The following is a 19,461-nucleotide window of genomic DNA, read 5'->3' as shown; positions in this document are numbered from 1 at the left end:
CTATGACATGGCAACCACTGTAAATTTATCCAATACAGATGATCTCATGAACCATTTGCATTGGTTTGAACAAAAAATTCAAAAACCTGCAGCAAAATCGCATCGTGGCGTAGCCATCAATTATTTGGATTTGAGCGAGCGAAGAGATTCTTTTATTCGAGAATTAAAAAGCACAGCATCCAGCTGGGTCTATTCCAAGAATAGATATAATGCAATTCTTAACAGAGAATTGACATCTAGGAATCAAGATTTCCAAAATGCAATAAGCTACCTTCATGAAATCATGTCATTAAAATTCAGGAAAGGCTGTCCTCAAGGGCAATATGGCGAACTGTTATTATTTAATTTTATACAGCATTTTTTTCAAGCAGCTCCATTATTGAGAAAAATGCCCATAACGACAAACCCAGGATTAGAAAGACATGGCGCTGATGCTATACACTATCTAGATAATGGTGATAAGCAAATATTTTTTTTGGGTGAGTCAAAATGCTATGAATCAAAATACAAATTTAACGAAGCACTATCTTCATCCGTAAGCAGTATATTTAATTCAATTCAAAATATCGAAAATGAATTACTGCTTTATAGATATGATGATTTTATTGAACCAGAACTACAGGCTATTGCAGATAACTTATTGAAAGGTAAGCTAAAAGACCCCATCTTTGAATTTATTTGTTTGATTGTTTATGAAGAAAATAAAAACACACAAGCTCCTAGCGCCCCGGAGATAAGAAAAAAAATTGAAGAATGCGTTGAAGACAGATGGAATAAAACACATTCAAACTTATATGATAGTTTTAATTTAGCATATATTAGTAGAATACATTACATCGTGTTTCCGTCATGGTCACTATCTAATTTATTAAATAATTTCGAAGGGTGAGTTATGAATGATAGAAGTATAATTTTAAGTTTACTATCTTTCGAATTAGACGATTTCGCAATTCGTCTTAACTTAATTACTGGAGAAAGAAAAAAATTAAATAGAGACTTATTGATAAATGCACTAAATTTATTAAACAAGATAGCCAACAGCACTAACAACGATGACAACAGACAATTGGCAATGATAACCATTGCTTTGATTTGGACGCATTGTAATGAGAATGATAAAGATACTTTAAGGCAGATACTATCCCCAACATTATCTTATATCGGCTTTTCACCCAGCAATAAGATGATGGATGAATCGTTAAAAAACGATGGTGTTTATTCCTATTATGGAAGCTATTTTGATAAATTAAAAATTATCGCAGATGAATTAAAAAACAAAATAACGATAAACCAAAAAGATTATATTTTAACAGAATTTCAGCATGATCTTTGGGAAGCCATAGATAATAACAAAATAATTGGAATTTCAGCACCCACATCGGCGGGAAAATCATTCCTACTATATTTAAAAACAATTCAATTATTAGGAAAAGGCGCAACAAAAATTGTTTATGTCGTGCCCACGCTAAGCTTAATAAGCCAAGTCACTACAGATCTATCTAATCTTTTTAAAGATCACAATATTAGAGGAGTAGATATACTTAACTCATTTGAGGAGGGTAAGGAAAATTTTGTCTATGTATTAACACAAGAAAGAGCAATCTCAGTATTCTCACAAGAAAGCATTGACAGCCTAGATTTATTAATAGTGGATGAAATTCAAAATATAGAGCGAGCTGACAGCGAGAATAATGATAGAGCAAAAATACTATACGATGTCCTAATGGATGTTAGAACTGATGTAGAAGTGAGTAAAATAATCCTCAGTGGGCCACGCTTGAAAAACATTGGAGGCTTGAGCTTTGACATTTTTGGTGAGATTTCTGAAGAGAAAAAAACAGATGTCCCTCCTGTATTAAGTCTCACATACTCAGTATCAAAAAAAAGTGATATCTATTACATCAATCAGTATTCACCATTTTCATCGCTGCCCATTTCCACTCCAATACAAAATGTCGATTTGATAAAAGGTATAGGGGCATCACAGTACAATTCAGCATTCAACTCTTATTTGCATAGCATACTTAAAAAATTAAATGATGATAGTAATATAATTTTCTCTCCAACAACGAGACAAGCTAGAAAATCAGCAAAAGAATACTGCGAAGTATTCCCCATGATTGCCACTACTAAATTAGAAAGCCTTTCCTTATATCTTAAAAACTCTGTCCATAAGCACTATGAACTTGCCGAGTTTGTTAATTATGGTGTAGCTTACCATACCAGTAGAATTCCAATGCATGTACGTAAAAGTATTGAATATGCGGTATCGCAGAGCTACATAAAAAATCTCTTCTGTACTACAACTTTAATGCAGGGGGTAAATCTACCTGCGAAAAATATAATCATAAGAAACCCTAATTTATTTGTACGCAAAGTCGAAACTTCAGTGATGCTATCCCCTTATGAGTTTGCAAACCTACGAGGAAGGGCAGGACGGCTACTTACAGACTTTGTTGGCAGAACAATTGTGCTGGATGAAAATTCATTTGAATCACATAGAGAAGAAAATGAAACATTATTCTCGAATGAATATAAGGAAATCAAAACAGGCTATCACGATCTATACTTGCGGGATATTGACTACATTAATGAAAAATTGGATGACTCTTCTTTAGTATTTACAAGCAATTCAAAAAGCATTATTACTTACATCCGGCAAATGTTCTTCAGGCATGGTCATGAGGGGATTTCAAGATTAAATAATGTTGGCATATTTTTAGACGAATTCTATATAAAAAAAATAATATCAGGACTTGAAGATATTTCAGTGCCACGGCAAATAGTTATGCAAAATAGATACTGGGATCCTTTTGATTTAAATGAATTGTATTTATTTATAACAAAAACTAACATGCACATTCCTTCAGCCATATTTAAGGCTGACCTTTGCGATGTTTTTCTGTCATGGCTTAAAATAATGAGAGACAATTTTAATTATTACTTCACGCGCTATATTGGTCAAGTTCATGACGAAAAATTTTTGTTCGGAATAGCAAAAAGCGCTGAGGGATGGGTAAGAGAAAACTCACTATGCGAAATATTAGAGAACAGGTTTCCAACTTACAATAATGAATTACATGAAAATTTAGATAAGGAAATTGATAAATTAACGAAACATGTTAGTTTTGGCTTACCTATGTTATTAAAACCCGCTGCCGATATAAGTGATAGTAGCAGTGTTATATCGCAAATAGAATTAGGTTTGTATAGCGAGATATCTCGATACTTGAGTGACAGAGGCGTTCCTAGGGAAACCGCAATTAAGATCAGAAAATATCATTCAGAAAACAAGTTACAAGCTTTAGATCTTAAAAGGGCTGTAATTGAATTAAATGAATGGGAACTTCAACATATTTCTCATTTATTGTAGAACAGCTATCTAACTATATTTGATATTGTAATCCCTAAGGGGAGCCAAGATATCCTTGCTCCCTTACATTTAAAATAATCAATCTGTTTTACACTAAAATTAATTATTCAATAAATGAAATATCCGTACCACAGCATCATCTATCTTCTTCCTTACCGATATTTAGCAGAGTTCTGTCCTACCAATGATAGTAATTATTAACACAGGCAGTTATGGCTCAATCCAGACCTAGTTAAACCCCTGCTCATACAAAATAGCACTCATCGTGTGGCGGAATCTTTGACCTGTAACTCGCCCTGAGCATCCCATGTACCTTTTCAACAGTGACAATGTTGAGTGTTATCAGTAAATGTGCAGCTTCGACATCGAAACTTCATCACATCCCATTGAAAACTGACATCCAGGATGCAGAAACACCATGAATTAATTGACATAAATTGCTACTCACTGAGATCATATCGCACACAGCTCCTGAATGAGGAATGAGCAATGGCAGTGAGTATCGCGGAATATTTAGGCCAAAGAACAGACGTGGAACAACAGATTGTCCCCGTTTCAAAAGGGACGCTGGCGCAATGCCCTTTTATGGATCGTACGTGTGACAAAGTAAGTAAAAATAATCATCCTGTTTGCTCTGTCCGTAAACCAGACGGCACTATTTGGATCGTTTGTGAGCATAGACTTTGTTCTACTCGCCAAAAAAAGACAATCATCTCAGGTGAGCGTACACAACAAGTTGACAATGTCTTAGTTGAACATCAGAGAGACATTTTGCGGAAAGTAGCAAAACTGATTTATCAGGATCCTGAACTGCAAGATTCAGAGATTGGCGTAAAAAGAGAAGTCAATATTCCTTTACCAGATTCAGATAATAGCTACCACGCAGACTACGTAATGAGAAACTTTTCCGGTAGAGGAAGAGCTGACGAAGTCCTCCTCGAAATGCAAGGCGGCGGAGAAACGAGCAGCACAGGAGCCATTACTCGCCACATTGCCGCTTGGGCTGACCTCGAATACCCAACAAATGAAATTCTAAGAAGACCTGTAGCAGCAAATACTATCGAAACCAACGCATGGAGACGACAACAAGAACAATTTCTTGTGAAAGGGAATGTTGTTGATCAAACTGGTGGAAAAATCGTTTTTGCTGTTGGTAGCTTACTCTATGACTATCTACACAGACGTTTTAGGAATGCAAATCTTAGGGATCTAAAAGCCCATAACTGGACATTATGTATTTTAGCTTTCAAGGAAGATACATCGGATGAACCACATCCAGGTCCGATTCCGTTGATCATTGATGACTCAAAAACATTATTCACCAACTATTCAACATTTGTAAGATTTCTAACAGATCAGGGCGCACCACGCCCTGAACTATTCGAAGGATCATTTTTACGTTTAGATAATAGTACTGTTACGATAATGCCTCGTTGAGCATCTGCTGATCTACAAGGACAATTCTTTTTCCTATCCATTCAACAATAGGGACCGCGACAGCGTTCCCTACTGCTCTGAATCGATTAGAGTCCAGTTCTCTGGAAATCCCTGCAGACGCTCGTACTCGGAAGGCAGCATCCGGCGCACATACAGCATCTGAACTTCCTCTTGAGTCAAGAGTGTAGGTTTCTCCGTCGTTCCTGTATCCTTTTGCTTGAGGTCCTGCGGTTGCTTTTCGTCCAATACTTGCATGCTGGATAGAATAGATATCTGCTTTTGATAGGCCTGTATCAGAGGCTCCGGAAGCATTTGCCCTCTCTCCTTGGCCCTGTTTATCAACGATTCTAGTTGCTCCGGGTTCAAAAAGGACTCGAGCGGAGCGCATGTTTCCAAGACTTGCGACAATGTACACTCTTCTTCTACGCTGGGGTGTTCCAAAGTATTTTGCATCCAATACTCTCCACGAAACGCCATACCCGAGTTCGACCAACGTATCGATGACAACTTTGAAGTCTTGTCCATTGTGGCTGTTGAGCAGTCCGGGAACATTTTCAATAACAAGCCATTCAGGCTTTCTTTCTTCGATGAGTTTTGCATATGTATAAAATAAGCCGCTTCGGGCCCCCTCTAGACCTTTCCGTTTTCCTTGGTTAGCTGACGACACATCCTGGCAAGGAAAACCACCACACCAAACACTACTTTCTGGGATCTCATCAGCATTCAGTTGTGTAATATCAGTATGTAATGGAACTTTTGGCCAATTTTTTCTAAGTACTTTCTGGCAAAACTTGTTGATTTCGCATTGGAAAACAACTTCCATCCCCGCTTTCTCAAGACCAAGATCGAATCCACCAATCCCTGCGAAAAACGAGGATACCTTGTACTGCTTCAGTGGTTTCTTTTTCATATCGACTTTTTCATCACTTTTTGATCCGAAGATCCTAACGGAAACCAGTCCCGATGGCCACCTTTTTTTCTAACTAAGGCCAGTTCCGTGGTATCCAAGCATTGATTATGAAACAAACTAACTGTAATTATATACAGTGCATTTTAAATTCCAACAAGAGTGTGCATCTTTGCGAAAAGTCTTCCAATTTGACTACACTTTCGCATAGTCAAACGGACTAATCCCCTTCTCCCGATTTACATCCAGATAATCCGCCCACCACTGCAACATCAATCGACGCTCATCAAGATGCTCCGCCTTGTGAATGTAAGCCGCCCGCACAGAATTACGCTCCATATGGCTCATCTGTCGTTCGACCGCATCCCTCGACCACAGGCCTGACTCAATCAATGAACTACAAGCCATCGTCCTGAAACCATGGCCACAAACCTCAACCTTCGTGTCATAACCCATAACCCGCAGCGCCTTGTTCACCGTGTTTTCACTCATTGGTTTACGAGGGTCATGATCGCCAATGAAAACAAAATCACGAGCGCCACTAAGCTTGTGAACCTGCTTCAGGATTGCTAATGCTTGACGGGACAGCGGCACCAAATGAGGGGTGCGCATTTTCGAGCCACGCTGTGAATGCTTAACCCCTTCGATAAATTCTCGCTCCGCCGGTATCGTCCACATTGCCTTTTCAAAATCGATTTCAGACCAGCGGGCAAAGCGCAATTCACTCGAACGAATGAAAATTAATAACGTGAGTTCGACGGCCAAACGAGTCATAGGACGGCCTGTATAACCATCAATTCTGCGGAGTAGTTCTGGTAAGCGTTTCAGCTCAAGCGCTGGACGATGGACACGATTACTTGAAGCTACGGCCCCAGCCATTTCCTGGGCCGGATTGTAATCGATCAAACCACTTTGCACTGCATAACGCATAATCGCATATGTACGCTGCTGAAGACGTGAAGCCACCTCAAGTCGCCCTGTCGCCTCAACTACTTTTATAGGAACAAGAAGATCGCGCGTGCTGAAACTATCAATACTGCGCTTGCCTAAAGTAGGGAAGAGATTTTTCTCCAGACTTTTAAGCACCCGTAGGCTATGGTCTTTCGACCATTTCTTATTAGCGCCATGCCACTCTCTGGCAACTGACTCAAAGGTGATAGCTTCTTTCGTCTGTTCTTCTTTCACAGCACGTTTGTGTTCGCGAGGATCGATTCCAGCAGCAACAAGCCTTCTGGCCTCTTCCCTCTTTTGACGAGCATCAGCGAGGGATGTTTCAGGGTAAACCCCAAACGCCATAAGGTGCTGATTACCCCCAAAGCGAAAACGGAACCGCCAGTATTTTGAGCCGTTAGGATGTATGAGCAAAAACATGCCATCCCCATCGACAAGGGTGTATTCCTTTTCCTGTGGTTTTGCAGAACGCACTTTGATATCTGTCAGAGCCATAAAAGTTCTCCTTCCATGTGCCGCTGTGAGTATACAACCATTATCGAACCAGCATATATACTCGGTTCTATACTCACAAGCATGTTGATGTGGGGTAACTCAGATTGACGTCGGTTGACTGAAAAGCGGGGTAAAGCCTTGCGGGGACTGGATTTTAGGCATAAAAAAAGACCTCAGTTGAGGTCTATTTACATACTGTTGGTGCCGAAGGCCGGACTCGAACCGGCACGTATTTCTACGGTTGATTTTGAATCAACTGCGTCTACCGATTTCGCCACTCCGGCACGGAAGGGATGCGGAAAACGTTGTGGATTATACCTGTCATGCGCCACCATGCAAGCACCAGCGTGTGCCTGACTCGCTAAGTGTTGAAAATTTCAGCATTCCCTTTCTCACCTGCAACCATCGTCACAGTTTGCCCCCTTATTAATCCCCCCTTCTGCGAAGCGTCCCGTTTCCCCATGCTCTACACTTCCAGTTCAACACCACACTGAGGGAAACACGATGTCGATGATAAAAAGCTACGCCGCAAAAGCGGCGGGCAGCGAACTAGAACTCTATGAATATGATGCGGGCGAGCTTAAGCCGGAAGATGTCGAAGTCCAGGTCGATTACTGCGGTATCTGCCATTCCGATTTGTCGATGATCGACAACGAATGGGGGTTCTCTCAGTATCCACTGGTTGCCGGGCATGAGGTGATTGGTCGCGTGGCGGCGCTCGGCAGCGCGGCGCAAGATAAAGGTCTGAAGGTTGGTCAGCGCGTCGGCATTGGCTGGACGGCGCGCAGCTGCGGGCATTGCGACGCCTGTATCAGCGGCAATCAGATTAACTGCCTGGAAGGTTCCGTTCCCACTATTCTCAATCGCGGTGGCTTTGCCGAGAAGCTGCGGGCCGACTGGCAGTGGGTGATCCCGCTGCCGGAGAGCATCGATCTGGCGGCGGCGGGTCCCTTGTTGTGCGGCGGTATCACGGTGTTCAAACCGCTGCTGATGCACCATATCACCGCCACCAGCCGCGTTGGGGTGATCGGCATCGGAGGCCTGGGGCATATCGCCATTAAGCTGTTACACGCGATGGGGTGCGAAGTGACCGCGTTCAGCTCCAATCCGGCGAAAGAGCAGGAAGTGCTGGCGATGGGGGCGGATAAGGTGGTTAACAGCCGCGATCCGGATGCGCTAAAAGCGCTGGCGGGCCAGTTCGATCTCATTATTAACACGGTTAACGTCGATCTCGACTGGCAGCCTTATTTTGAAGCACTGGCCTACGGCGGTAACTTCCATACCGTCGGCGCGGTGCTGAAGCCGCTGCCGGTGCCAGCGTTCACCTTAATTGCCGGCGATCGCAGCATCTCCGGTTCGGCAACCGGTACGCCGTTCGAACTGCGCAAGCTGATGAAGTTTGCCGGGCGCAGCAAGGTGTCGCCCACCACCGAACTGTACCCGATGTCGCGAATTAACGAAGCTATCCAGCACGTGCGTGACGGCAAAGCCCGCTACCGCGTGGTGCTGAAAGCCGACTTCTGATGCAAGGCTCAGTCCCGCAAGGGGCTGAGCTTATTGCCTGTTACGAAACGCGAGCACCGCCTGGCGGCACTGTTCCGTCACATGCTCAATGTCATGGTTCACGTCGATGCGGGTAATATCACGTTCGTCCTCCTGCGGGCACTCCAGCGCATCGAACTGGCTTTTGAGTAATCCCACCGGCATAAAATGCCCTGCCCGACGCTGCATGCGAGCCAGAATGGTCTCGTAATCGCCGTCCAGCCACAAAAAATGCACATTCGGACTGCCCTGCCGCAATATATCGCGATACTGTTTTTTTAATGACGAGCAGACAATAAACCCGGTCTCATTCTTTTTATATAAACTGTATGAAGCGTCATTTAATCGCGCTAACCACGGTAATCGGTCTTCATCGGTTAATGGAATACCTTCAGACATTTTATCAATATTTTTGGCCGGATGGAGATCGTCACCATCAATGAATTTAGCCGATAATACTGCAGCAATTTTGCTGCCAATTAAAGATTTACCGCTACCCGAAACGCCCATCAAAATATAACTTTCCCCGGCCATTGAAAAAACTCCAGATTCATATTCCATGGCGCGATACTACGCCTTCCACATTGCAGAATTCACCTTTTTTCGGCGTGGCTGAGCAGATTTACAAGGCGCATCACGTTATGCGTAACATTGTAGTGTAACAATTTTCCAGCGTGATCTTTATCACAAATAATAACAATCAAAACCGTTTAAATGCTGCCGAGGTTACTACCTGACCAGTGAGGCATTTATGCAAGTCAAAACACAATCCTGCGTTGTCGCGGGTAAGAAAACTGTTGCCATTACCGACCAAAATATTGAATGGGATAATAAAGGAACGCTGGTGCAAATTACCCGCGGCGGAATTTGTGGTTCCGACTTACATTATTATCAGGAAGGAAAAGTCGGTAATTTTACCGTTAAAGCACCGATGATTTTAGGCCATGAAGTTATTGGTAAAGTAGTGCACAGCGACTCAAAAGAATTACATGAAGGTCAGTCGGTGGCTATTAATCCGTCGAAGCCCTGTGGCCACTGTAAATACTGTCTGCAGCACGAAGAAAACCAGTGCACGGAAATGCGCTTTTTTGGCAGCGCCATGTATTTTCCCCACGTTGACGGCGGCTTTACCCGATTTAAAACCGTCGATACCGCGCAGTGCATCCCCTACCCCCAGCACGCCGATGAAAAAGTCATGGCCTTTGCCGAACCGCTGGCAGTCGCAATCCACGCCGCGCATGAAGCAGGAGACCTGCAGGGCAAACGCGTGTTTATCTCCGGCGTGGGGCCTATCGGCTGCCTGATCGTCAGCGCGGTGAAAACGCTCGGCGCAGCAGAAATTGTCTGTGCTGATATCAGCCCGCGCTCGCTGTCGCTGGCCCAGCAGATGGGTGCTGACACGCTGATCAACCCGCAGCAGGACTCGCTCGATGAGTGGAAAAAAGAAAAAGGCTACTTCGACGTCAGCTTCGAAGTCTCTGGTCATCCGTCCTCAATCACCACCTGCCTGGAGGTCACCCGCGCGAAAGGCGTGATGGTGCAGGTCGGCATGGGCGGTGCGGTGCCGGACTTCCCGATGATGATGCTGATCGGCAAAGAGATCGCGCTCAAAGGCTCGTTCCGCTTTACCACCGAGTTCAACACCGCGGTGTCGTGGCTGGCGAATAACGTTATCGATCCACTGCCGTTACTCAGCGCTGAATATCCATTTACCGAGCTTGAACAGGCGCTGATCTTTGCCGGGGATAAAACCCAGGCAGCGAAAGTCCAGCTCGTTTTTGCTGAAACAAAATAAGGAAGAACATAATGAACGATCTTTTTTCACTGGATGGCAAAAATATTCTGATCACCGGTTCGGCCCAGGGTATTGGTTATTTACTGGCGACCGGGCTGGGTAAATATGGCGCGCAGATTATCGTCAATGATATTACGCCGGAGCGCGCGGAGGCCGCCGTCGCCAAACTGCAACAGGAAGGGATCCGCGCCGTTGCCGCGCCCTTCAATGTTACGCAGAAACAGGACATTGATGCCGCCATCGACCATATCGAAAAAGACATTGGCCCAATCGATGTACTGGTGAATAACGCCGGTATTCAGCGCCGCCATCCGTTTACCGAGTTCCCGGAGCAGGACTGGAACGATGTGATTGCCGTTAACCAGACGGCGGTGTTCCTGGTCTCGCAAGCTGTAACGCGTCGCATGGTGGAACGTCAGGCCGGGAAGGTCATCAACATCTGCTCCATGCAGAGCGAACTGGGCCGCGATACCATCACGCCGTATGCCGCCTCGAAAGGCGCGGTGAAAATGCTCACCCGCGGTATGTGCGTTGAGCTGGCGCGCCACAATATCCAGGTCAACGGTATCGCACCGGGCTACTTTAAAACCGAGATGACCAAAGCGCTGGTCGAGGATGAAGCCTTCACCGCCTGGCTGTGCAAACGTACGCCAGCCGCGCGCTGGGGCGATCCGCAGGAGCTGATTGGCGCGGCGGTATTCCTCTCTTCCAAAGCATCCGATTTTGTTAACGGGCACCTGTTGTTTGTCGATGGCGGCATGCTGGTCGCCGTCTGATACAACACAACGCAACATCACGCAGCGCCCAGGCGCTGCATTTTTGGCCCCCCCTAAATAATTCGAGTTGCAGGACGGCGGCAAGTGAATGAACCCGATGAGCTTACTTGAGTAAGTGATTCGGGTGAGTGAGCGTAGCCAACACACCTGCAACTTGCAGTATGACGGGGATATAAGAGAAACGATTATGCCATTAATAATAATTGCGGCAGGCGTCGCGCTGCTCCTGGTCCTGATGATTGGTTTTAAAGTTAACGGCTTTATTGCTCTGGTCCTGGTGGCGGCGGTCGTCGGTTTTGCCGAAGGGATGGATGCCCAGGCCGTTTTGCACTCAATACAAAATGGGATCGGCGGGACCCTCGGCGGTCTGGCGATGATCCTTGGCTTCGGCGCAATGCTCGGTAAGCTGATTTCCGATACCGGCGCGGCTCAGCGCATCGCCACCACGCTGATTGGCACGTTTGGTAAGAAACGCGTGCAGTGGGCGCTGGTGATCACCGGTCTGGTGGTGGGTTTGGCGATGTTTTTCGAAGTCGGCTTTGTTCTGCTGCTGCCGCTGGTGTTTACGGTGGTGGCCTCTTCCGGCCTGCCGCTGCTGTATGTTGGCGTCCCGATGGTAGCTGCGCTGTCCGTGACCCACTGTTTTCTGCCGCCGCATCCGGGGCCGACCGCGATTGCCACCATTTTCGAGGCTAATCTCGGCACCACCCTGCTGTACGGCTTTATTATTACTATCCCGACGGTGATTGTTGCCGGGCCGCTGTTTTCTAAGCTGCTGACCCGCTTTGAGAAAGCGCCGCCGGAAGGGTTATTCAACCCGCATCTGTTCACCGAAGAAGAGATGCCGTCATTCTGGAACAGTATCTTTGCCGCGGTAATCCCGGTCATACTGATGGCGGTCGCCGCAGTGTGCGAAATCACGCTGCCGAAAACCAACAGCGTACGGGTGTTCTTTGAGTTTATCGGTAACCCTGCCGTCGCGTTGTTTATCGCTATCGTGCTCGCCATTTTTACCCTTGGCCGACGTAACGGACGTACGATCGAGCAAATTATGGATATCATTGGCGACTCTATCGGTGCGATTGCGATGATTGTGTTTATCATCGCCGGGGGCGGCGCGTTTAAGCAGGTTCTGGTCGACAGCGGCGTCGGGCAATATATCTCGCACCTGATGACCGGCACGTCGCTTTCTCCGTTGCTGATGTGCTGGACGGTCGCCGCCTTGCTGCGTACCGCGCTCGGTTCAGCCACCGTGGCGGCGATCACCACCGCAGGCGTGGTGCTGCCGATTATCAACGTCACTCATGCCGACCCGGCGCTGATGGTGCTGGCTACCGGCGCGGGCAGCGTGATTGCCTCCCACGTTAACGATCCGGGATTCTGGCTGTTTAAAGGCTATTTTAATCTCAGCGTCGGGGAAACGTTGCGTACCTGGACGGTAATGGAGACGCTGATTTCCATTATGGGGCTGCTGGGGGTTCTGGCGCTGAACGCCATTCTGCATTAAGACAGTCATCACCGGGGAGCACAGATCCGCGCTCCCCGGCACTGGAGAGAAAATGAGGAACCACAGAATTTCTTTGCAAGACATCGCCACGCTGGCGGGCGTGACCAAAATGACGGTGAGCCGCTACATTCGCTCGCCAAAAAAGGTCGCAAAGGAAACCGGCGAACGCATCGCGCAGATTATGGAGGAGATTAATTACATCCCCAACCGCGCGCCCGCGATGCTGCTGAATGCGCAAAGCTATACGCTTGGCGTGCTGATCCCCTCGTTTCAAAACCAGCTGTTCGCTGACATTCTGGCCGGCATTGAGTCGGTCACCTCGGACCATAACTATCAGACGCTGATCGCCAACTACAATTACGACCGGGAATCCGAGGAAGAGTCGGTGATCAATCTGCTGTCGTATAATATCGACGGCATTATCCTGTCCGAGAAATATCACACCCTGCGCACGGTGAAGTTTCTGCGTTCAGCCAACATTCCGGTGGTGGAGCTGATGGATATTCAGGGCGATCGTCTGGACATGGAAGTAGGCTTCGATAACCGTCAGGCGGCGTTTGATATGGTCAGCACCATGCTGGATAAACGCCAGCGGCGCAAAATCCTCTATCTCGGTTCGAAAGACGACGTCCGCGATGAACAGCGCTATCGCGGCTATTGCGATGCCATGACGCGCCGGGATCTGGTGCCGCTGCGCGTCAATCCGCGTTCTATTTCGTCCATCCATCTCGGCACCCAGATGATGCGGGACGCGCTCGCCGCGCATCCGGATTTAGACGGCGTTTTTTGCACCAACGACGATATTGCGATGGGCGCGCTGCTGCTGTGCCGCGAGCGCGATCTGGCCGTTCCGGAACAGATCTCGATTGCCGGTTTTCACGGGCTGGAAATGGGCAGGCAGATGATCCCAAGCCTCGCCAGCGTGATCACCCCGCGTTTTGACATTGGCCGCATGGCAGCGCAGATGTTGCTGAGCAAAATCAAGAACAACGACCATAACCACAACACCGTGGATTTGGGGTACCAGATTTATCACGGCAATACGCTTTAAGTCATTTTCTCTGGCCATCGCATACTCTCTTTGATGGACATTGCCTATACTCCAGGCAAGATAAATGGAGGAAATCTCAATGAGCGCACCCCTGCTAATTGCCCGCACGCCGGATACCGAACTGTTTTTACTGCCAGGCATGGCCAACCGTCACGGACTGATTACCGGCGCGACCGGGACCGGTAAAACCGTCACGCTACAGAAGCTGGCCGAATCGCTGTCTGAAATTGGCGTACCGGTATTTATGGCCGATGTGAAAGGCGACTTAACCGGCGTGGCCGAGGAAGGGCAAGCCTCTGAAAAGCTGCTCGCCCGCCTGAAAAATATCGGCATTACCGACTGGCAACCGCATGCTAATCCGGTCACGGTGTGGGATATCTTCGGCGAAAAAGGTCACCCCGTGCGGGCCACGGTATCTGACCTCGGCCCGCTGCTGCTGGCCCGTTTGCTGAACCTCAACGACGTACAGTCCGGCGTGCTGGATATTATCTTCCGCATTGCCGATGACCAGGGCCTGCTGCTGCTCGATTTCAAAGACCTGCGAGCCATTACCCAGTACATCGGCGATAACGCCAAATCCTTCCAGAATCAGTATGGCAATATCAGCAGCGCCTCGGTCGGGGCAATCCAGCGTGGACTGCTGTCGCTGGAGCAACAGGGGGCGGCGCACTTCTTTGGCGAACCGATGCTGGACATCAAAGACTGGATGCGAACTGACGCCAGCGGCAAAGGGATGATCAACATCCTCAGCGCAGAGAAGCTCTACCAGATGCCCAAACTGTACGCCGCCAGCCTGCTGTGGATGCTCTCCGAACTGTACGAACAGCTGCCGGAAGCAGGCGATCTGGAGAAGCCAAAACTGGTGTTCTTCTTCGATGAAGCTCACCTGCTGTTCAACGACGCTCCGCAGGTGCTGCTGGATAAAATCGAACAGGTGATCCGCCTGATTCGCTCGAAAGGGGTCGGCGTGTGGTTCGTCTCGCAAAACCCGTCAGATATTCCAGACAACGTGCTCGGTCAGTTGGGGAACCGCGTGCAGCACGCCCTGCGCGCGTTCACACCGAAGGATCAGAAAGCGGTGAAAACCGCCGCGCAAACCATGCGCGCCAACCCGGCATTTGATACCGAAAAAGCCATTCAGGAACTGGGAACCGGCGAAGCGTTGGTGTCGTTTCTGGACGCCAAAGGCAGCCCGTCGGTGGTTGAACGAGCAATGGTGATTGCGCCGTGCTCGCGGATGGGACCGGTGACGGATGACGAGCGCAACGGGCTGATTAATCACTCCTCGCTGTACGGTAAATATGAAGAACAGATCGACCGCGAGTCCGCCTATGAGCGTTTACAGCAAGGCGTGCAGGCCAGCACCGAGCAGCAAAATACACCTCCCGCCAACGGTAAAGCGATCGATGTGGACGGCGGTATTCTCGGTGGATTGAAGGATATTCTGTTTGGCAGCACCGGACCGCGCGGCGGCAAGCGCGATGGCGTGGTACAGAGCGTGGCGAAAAGCGCGGCGCGGCAGGTCACCAATCAGATAATCCGCGGCATGTTGGGGAGTTTGATGGGGGGGAGAAAACGCTAGCAAGAAGGCGCCCCTCCCGCACAGCGGGAGGGGCGAATATCAGGACTTACGCAGCATCAGCCACAGGCTTATCAGGAAGAAGCTGGCGCTTGGCAGCAACGCGCCGATAATCGGCGGAATGCCGTACACCAGCGTCAGCGGGCCAAAGATTTGGTCCAGCACATAGAACACAAAGCCGAAGCTAATCCCTGTCACCACGCGCACGCCCATCGGGACGCTACGCAGCGGACCAAAGATAAACGACAGCGCCATCAGCATCATTACCGCCACAGACAGCGGCTGGAAGACTTTGCTCCACATATTGAGCTGGTAGCGTCCGGCGTCCTGGCCGCTCGACTTCAGGTACTTCACGTAGTTATGCAGACCACTAATCGAGAGCGCATCAGGATCCAACGCCACGACGCCGAGCTTGTCGGGTGTAAGGTTGGTTTTCCAGGTGCCGCTCACCGTCTGCGAGCCGGTGATTTGCTTCGGATCGGTCAGGTTGGATTCATCCACCTGCGACAAACGCCAGACCTTCTGCTCCGGGTCAAACGTCGCACTTGCGGCATAGCGGACGGACTGCAAACGGCGCTTGTCGTTAAAGGAGTAGATGCTAATTCCGCCTAACTCGGCGTCACCTTTCACCCGCTCAATGTAGACAAAGCTGTCGCCATCTTTCGCCCACAAACCTTGCTGGGTCGAGAGCAGCGAGCCGCCGTACATCTGCTGCGCACGGTAGTTACGCGCCATCTGTTCGCCCTGCGGCGCCACCCATTCGCCGATGGCCATCGTCAGCAGCACCAGCGGAATCGCGGTTTTCATCACCGACAACGCCACCTGCATACGGGTAAAGCCAGAAGCCTGCATGACCACCAGTTCACTGCGCTGCGCTAGCATGCCCAGCCCCAGCAAAGCACCCAGCAGCGCCGCCATCGGGAAGAAGATCTGGATATCTTTCGGCGCGCTGAGCAGGGTATACAGCCCGGCGCCCATCGCATCGTAGCTTCCCTGCCCGGCTTTTTTCAACTGGTCGACAAACTTGATGATCCCGGAGAGCGACACCAGCATGAACAACGTCATCATGATGGTGGTGAAAATGGTTTTACCGATATAGCGGTCAAGTACACCAAAAGGCTGCATTATACCGCTCCTTTACGCATAAAACGGGCACGTAAGCGGCGCATCGGCACCGTATCCCAGAGGTTAAGCACAATCGCCAGCGCCAGATACGCCAGGTTAACCGTCCACATCCAGAACACCGGATCCAGCTTGCCTTTGCCGCCATTCGACTTCAGCGATGTCTGAACCAGGAAGAACAGCAAATAAAGCAGCATTGCTGGCAGCATGGACAGTACGCGACCCTGACGCGGGTTAACCACGCTCAGCGGTACAACCATCAGCGCCATCATAAATACGGTGAATACTAACGTGATACGCCAGGTCAGCTCCGCACGGGCGCGATCGGTGTCGGTCGTCCATAGCGTACGCATGGTCATCTGGTCGGTATCGTTTGGATCCAGCGCCACGGCCTGATGACCGATAATCGCCTGATAATTCTGGAAGTCGGTAATGCGGAAATCGCGCAGCAGCGCGGTCCCTTCAAAACGCGTCCCCTGGTTCAGCGTCACGACCTGAGAGCCATCGCGCAATTGGGTAAGATGACCGGAGTCCGCTACCACCACCGAAGGACGGGCGTTACCTTTCGGGCGGATTTGCGCGAGGAACACATCATTGAAGTTACTGCCGTCAACGCTTTCGATAAACAGCACCGAACCGCCGTTAGTCGCCTGCTGGAATTGCCCCTGAGCAAGCGCCGCCATACCGGGATTTGCTTTCGCCTCCGCCAGGACTTCGTCCTGATGTCTGGAGGACCACGGTCCGGCCCACATCACGTTGACCGCCGCAATAATACTGGTAAACAGCGCCAGCACCATCGCCGCTTTTACTAAGACAGCCTTGCTCAGCCCGCAGGCGTGCATGACCGTAATTTCACTTTCGGTATACAGTTTGCCCAGCGTCATCAGCAGCCCGAGGAACAGGCTTAATGGCAAGATAAGTTGCGCCATTTCTGGCACGCCCAGCCCCAGCAGCGAGAGCACCAGATTCGCCGGGATATCACCGTCAACCGCCGCACCAAGGATCCTGACTAACTTTTGACAAAAGAAGATCAAAAGCAGGATGAATAGGATCGCAAGTTGGCTTTTGAGCGTTTCCCGAACCAGATATCTTATGATTATCACTTTAAATACGCCCGTAAAAACCCGTCTTTTGCCGGAATTTAGCTTGTTTCATGGCTTAAACGTCATTTATTCTCTTGAGTCGTCGAAATCGTCGCTAAGATCATTATACTCAACGGATCCACCTCTCAGAAATTGTTCTGACGTGCCAATGCCGTAATAACGTTAAGATTAACACGAAGTCACCGCAACAGCGGGTATGAGTTACGAAAGCTTGCAATTCTATCCGTAGCCACCGCCGTTGTCTTTAAGATTCAGGAGCGTAGTGCATGGAGTTCAGTGTAAAAAGCGGTAGCCCGGAGAAACAGCGGAGTGCGTGCATCGTCGTGGGTGTCTTTGAACCACGCCGTCTCTCTCCGATTGCAGAGCAGCTCGACAAGATCAGCGACGGGTACATCAGCGCACTGCTGCGTCGTGGCGAACTGGAAGGCAAACCAGGTCAAACCCTGTTGCTGCACCATGTTCCTAACGTTCTGTCTGAGCGAATTCTCCTCATTGGTTGTGGCAAAGAGCGCGAGCTTGATGAGCGCCAGTACAAGCAGGTCATTCAGAAAACCATCAATACGCTGAATGATACTGGCTCAATGGAAGCCGTCTGCTTCCTGACTGAGCTGCACGTCAAAGGGCGCAATAACTACTGGAAAGTGCGTCAGGCCGTTGAGACAGCACAGGAAACGCTGTACAGCTTTGATCAACTGAAGACCAACAAAAGCGAGCCGCGTCGTCCGCTGCGTAAAATGGTCTTCAACGTACCGACCCGCCGGGAACTGACCAGCGGTGAACGTGCGATCCAGCACGGTCTGGCGATCGCCGCCGGCATTAAAGCGGCAAAAGATCTCGGCAACATGCCGCCGAACATCTGTAACGCCGCCTACCTTGCCTCTCAGGCGCGCCAGCTGGCAGACAGCTACAGCAAAAATGTTGTAACCCGCGTGATCGGCGAGCAGCAGATGAAAGAGCTGGGCATGCACTCTTATCTGGCCGTCGGTCACGGCTCGCAGAATGAGTCGCTGATGTCGGTCATCGAGTACAAAGGCAATCCATCCGAAGACGCGCGTCCGATCGTGCTGGTCGGTAAAGGGTTAACCTTTGACTCCGGCGGTATCTCCATCAAACCTGCCGAAGGCATGGATGAGATGAAATACGACATGTGCGGCGCGGCAGCGGTATATGGCGTGATGCGCATGGTGGCCGAGCTTCAGCTGCCAATCAATGTCGTCGGCGTGCTGGCAGGCTGCGAAAACATGCCGGGTGGCCGTGCGTATCGTCCAGGCGACGTGCTGACCACCATGTCTGGTCAGACCGTTGAAGTTCTCAATACCGATGCCGAAGGCCGTCTGGTCCTGTGCGACGTATTAACCTACGTCGAGCGCTTTGAGCCAGAAGCGGTGATTGACGTCGCAACCCTGACCGGCGCGTGCGTGATTGCGCTGGGCCATCACATCACTGGCCTGATGTCGAACCACAACCCGCTGGCGCATGAGCTGATCGGTGCGTCCGAACAGGCTGGCGACCGCGCGTGGCGTTTACCGCTGGGTGATGAATACCAAGAGCAGCTAGAGTCCAACTTTGCGGATATGGCGAACATCGGCGGACGTCCTGGCGGTGCCATTACCGCGGGCTGCTTCCTGTCACGCTTTACCCGTAAGTACAACTGGGCTCACCTCGATATCGCCGGTACCGCATGGCGTTCAGGGAAAGCCAAAGGCGCAACCGGTCGTCCGGTGGCGCTGCTGTCGCAGTTCCTGCTCAATCGTGCCGGTTTTAACGGCGAAGAGTAAGGCGGTAAGCACAAGCAATAAGACCCGTAGGCCGGATAAGCGCAA

At 49.3% G+C, this 19,461-nt stretch carries 16 protein-coding genes and 1 tRNA gene; 10 read left to right on the top strand and 7 right to left on the bottom strand.

The genetic code is table 11. The features are described from left to right. Nucleotides 1-7: 7 nt before the first annotated feature. The 3 genes from WC7_RS0124275 (at nucleotide 8) to WC7_RS22750 (ending at nucleotide 4,810) form a co-directional block, all read left to right on the top strand. Nucleotides 8-889 carry a HamA C-terminal domain-containing protein gene (locus tag WC7_RS0124275; RefSeq protein ID WP_016151518.1) on the top strand — a complete coding sequence of 294 codons (882 nt, stop codon included), beginning with the start codon at nucleotides 8-10 and terminating at the stop codon, nucleotides 887-889. A 3-nt stretch (nucleotides 890-892) separates the two neighbouring features. Beyond that, nucleotides 893-3,373, top strand: a complete 2,481-nt coding sequence (locus WC7_RS22745) for a DEAD/DEAH box helicase (protein WP_016151517.1) — start codon at nucleotides 893-895, stop codon at nucleotides 3,371-3,373. A 489-nt stretch (nucleotides 3,374-3,862) separates the two neighbouring features. Then, complete coding sequence (locus WC7_RS22750; RefSeq protein WP_016151516.1) at nucleotides 3,863-4,810, top strand: hypothetical protein; 948 nt, start codon at nucleotides 3,863-3,865, stop codon at nucleotides 4,808-4,810. On the opposite strand, the gene WC7_RS25015 is transcribed toward WC7_RS22750, so the two are convergent. The 3 genes from WC7_RS25015 to WC7_RS22760 all read right to left on the bottom strand — a co-directional run bounded on the left by WC7_RS25015 (nucleotide 4,791) and on the right by WC7_RS22760 (nucleotide 7,447). Next, the gene (locus tag WC7_RS25015) at nucleotides 4,791-5,720 is read right to left on the bottom strand and encodes a DNA cytosine methyltransferase (RefSeq protein ID WP_032946823.1); all 930 of its coding nucleotides are present in this window, start codon (nucleotides 5,718-5,720) and stop codon (nucleotides 4,791-4,793) included. The two genes, WC7_RS22750 and WC7_RS25015, sit on opposite strands and share 20 nt — an antisense overlap. A 192-nt stretch (nucleotides 5,721-5,912) precedes the next feature. Then, entirely contained in the window at nucleotides 5,913-7,163 is a 1,251-nt protein-coding gene (locus WC7_RS22755; RefSeq protein ID WP_016151514.1) for a tyrosine-type recombinase/integrase, read from the bottom strand. A gap of 199 nt (nucleotides 7,164-7,362) precedes the next feature. Further along, a tRNA-Leu gene (locus WC7_RS22760) sits at nucleotides 7,363-7,447 on the bottom strand. A 220-nt stretch (nucleotides 7,448-7,667) separates the two neighbouring features. Between WC7_RS22760 and WC7_RS22765 the strand changes: the two genes are divergently transcribed. Further along, nucleotides 7,668-8,687, top strand: a complete 1,020-nt coding sequence (locus WC7_RS22765) for an NADPH-dependent aldehyde reductase Ahr (protein ID WP_016151513.1) — start codon at nucleotides 7,668-7,670, stop codon at nucleotides 8,685-8,687. A 30-nt stretch (nucleotides 8,688-8,717) separates the two neighbouring features. Here WC7_RS22765 and idnK read toward each other — a convergent pair whose 3' ends face one another. Beyond that, nucleotides 8,718-9,239, bottom strand: coding sequence for a gluconokinase (gene idnK, locus WC7_RS22770; protein WP_016151512.1), 522 nt, complete (start codon nucleotides 9,237-9,239; stop codon nucleotides 8,718-8,720). 217 nt (nucleotides 9,240-9,456) lie between these two features. Between idnK and idnD the strand changes: the two genes are divergently transcribed. The 5 genes from idnD to WC7_RS22795 all read left to right on the top strand — a co-directional run bounded on the left by idnD (nucleotide 9,457) and on the right by WC7_RS22795 (nucleotide 15,416). Further along, a complete protein-coding gene (gene idnD / locus WC7_RS22775) occupies nucleotides 9,457-10,500 on the top strand; it encodes an L-idonate 5-dehydrogenase (RefSeq protein ID WP_016151511.1) in 1,044 nt (347 codons plus the stop codon). An 11-nt stretch (nucleotides 10,501-10,511) separates the two neighbouring features. After that, nucleotides 10,512-11,276, top strand: coding sequence for a gluconate 5-dehydrogenase (idnO, locus tag WC7_RS22780; protein ID WP_016151510.1), 765 nt, complete (start codon nucleotides 10,512-10,514; stop codon nucleotides 11,274-11,276). Nucleotides 11,277-11,463: 187 nt separating this feature from the next. Continuing rightward, nucleotides 11,464-12,783: a gnt-II system L-idonate transporter gene (gene idnT / locus WC7_RS22785; protein WP_016151509.1), complete on the top strand. Its 1,320-nt coding sequence runs from the start codon at nucleotides 11,464-11,466 to the stop codon at nucleotides 12,781-12,783. Between the two features lie 52 nt (nucleotides 12,784-12,835). Continuing rightward, on the top strand, nucleotides 12,836-13,834 hold the full coding sequence (locus WC7_RS22790; RefSeq protein WP_016151508.1) for a DNA-binding transcriptional regulator IdnR: 999 nt from the start codon (nucleotides 12,836-12,838) through the stop codon (nucleotides 13,832-13,834). A 79-nt stretch (nucleotides 13,835-13,913) separates the two neighbouring features. Next, a complete protein-coding gene (locus WC7_RS22795) occupies nucleotides 13,914-15,416 on the top strand; it encodes a helicase HerA-like C-terminal domain-containing protein (RefSeq protein WP_016151507.1) in 1,503 nt (500 codons plus the stop codon). A 39-nt stretch (nucleotides 15,417-15,455) separates the two neighbouring features. Here WC7_RS22795 and lptG read toward each other — a convergent pair whose 3' ends face one another. From lptG to WC7_RS27055, 3 genes are all read right to left on the bottom strand, one after another. Beyond that, on the bottom strand, nucleotides 15,456-16,538 hold the full coding sequence (gene lptG / locus WC7_RS22800) for an LPS export ABC transporter permease LptG (protein ID WP_008786067.1): 1,083 nt from the start codon (nucleotides 16,536-16,538) through the stop codon (nucleotides 15,456-15,458). Next, on the bottom strand, nucleotides 16,538-17,638 hold the full coding sequence (lptF, locus tag WC7_RS22805) for an LPS export ABC transporter permease LptF (RefSeq protein WP_016151506.1): 1,101 nt from the start codon (nucleotides 17,636-17,638) through the stop codon (nucleotides 16,538-16,540). Before lptF ends, lptG begins: the two co-directional genes overlap by 1 nt. Before the next feature lie 62 nt (nucleotides 17,639-17,700). Further along, nucleotides 17,701-17,751 carry a hypothetical protein gene (locus WC7_RS27055; protein WP_212723231.1) on the bottom strand — a complete coding sequence of 17 codons (51 nt, stop codon included), beginning with the start codon at nucleotides 17,749-17,751 and terminating at the stop codon, nucleotides 17,701-17,703. A 153-nt stretch (nucleotides 17,752-17,904) separates the two neighbouring features. On the opposite strand from WC7_RS27055, the gene pepA reads away from it, so the two are divergent. Beyond that, on the top strand, nucleotides 17,905-19,416 hold the full coding sequence (pepA, locus tag WC7_RS22810) for a leucyl aminopeptidase (RefSeq protein ID WP_003025870.1): 1,512 nt from the start codon (nucleotides 17,905-17,907) through the stop codon (nucleotides 19,414-19,416). Nucleotides 19,417-19,461: the final 45 nt, after the last annotated feature.

The sequence above is a fragment of the Citrobacter sp. KTE151 genome (assembly GCF_000398845.1).
GTDB lineage: Bacteria > Pseudomonadota > Gammaproteobacteria > Enterobacterales > Enterobacteriaceae > Citrobacter > Citrobacter braakii.
The sequence above is the reverse complement of the archived record's forward strand: the minus strand, read 5'-3'. Positions and strand labels throughout refer to the sequence as shown.

What these genes read in the sequence shown, in the direction of transcription:
- WC7_RS0124275 (WP_016151518.1), top strand. Translation starts at nt 8, where the DNA reads ATGGCAACCACTGTAAATTTATCCAATACAGATGATCTCATGAACCAT.
- WC7_RS22745 (WP_016151517.1), top strand. Translation starts at nt 893, where the DNA reads ATGAATGATAGAAGTATAATTTTAAGTTTACTATCTTTCGAATTAGAC.
- WC7_RS22750 (WP_016151516.1), top strand. Translation starts at nt 3,863, where the DNA reads ATGGCAGTGAGTATCGCGGAATATTTAGGCCAAAGAACAGACGTGGAA.
- WC7_RS25015 (WP_032946823.1), bottom strand. Translation starts at nt 5,720, where the DNA reads ATGAAAAAGAAACCACTGAAGCAGTACAAGGTATCCTCGTTTTTCGCA.
- WC7_RS22755 (WP_016151514.1), bottom strand. Translation starts at nt 7,163, where the DNA reads ATGGCTCTGACAGATATCAAAGTGCGTTCTGCAAAACCACAGGAAAAG.
- WC7_RS22765 (WP_016151513.1), top strand. Translation starts at nt 7,668, where the DNA reads ATGTCGATGATAAAAAGCTACGCCGCAAAAGCGGCGGGCAGCGAACTA.
- idnK (WP_016151512.1), bottom strand. Translation starts at nt 9,239, where the DNA reads ATGGCCGGGGAAAGTTATATTTTGATGGGCGTTTCGGGTAGCGGTAAA.
- idnD (WP_016151511.1), top strand. Translation starts at nt 9,457, where the DNA reads ATGCAAGTCAAAACACAATCCTGCGTTGTCGCGGGTAAGAAAACTGTT.
- idnO (WP_016151510.1), top strand. Translation starts at nt 10,512, where the DNA reads ATGAACGATCTTTTTTCACTGGATGGCAAAAATATTCTGATCACCGGT.
- idnT (WP_016151509.1), top strand. Translation starts at nt 11,464, where the DNA reads ATGCCATTAATAATAATTGCGGCAGGCGTCGCGCTGCTCCTGGTCCTG.
- WC7_RS22790 (WP_016151508.1), top strand. Translation starts at nt 12,836, where the DNA reads ATGAGGAACCACAGAATTTCTTTGCAAGACATCGCCACGCTGGCGGGC.
- WC7_RS22795 (WP_016151507.1), top strand. Translation starts at nt 13,914, where the DNA reads ATGAGCGCACCCCTGCTAATTGCCCGCACGCCGGATACCGAACTGTTT.
- lptG (WP_008786067.1), bottom strand. Translation starts at nt 16,538, where the DNA reads ATGCAGCCTTTTGGTGTACTTGACCGCTATATCGGTAAAACCATTTTC.
- pepA (WP_003025870.1), top strand. Translation starts at nt 17,905, where the DNA reads ATGGAGTTCAGTGTAAAAAGCGGTAGCCCGGAGAAACAGCGGAGTGCG.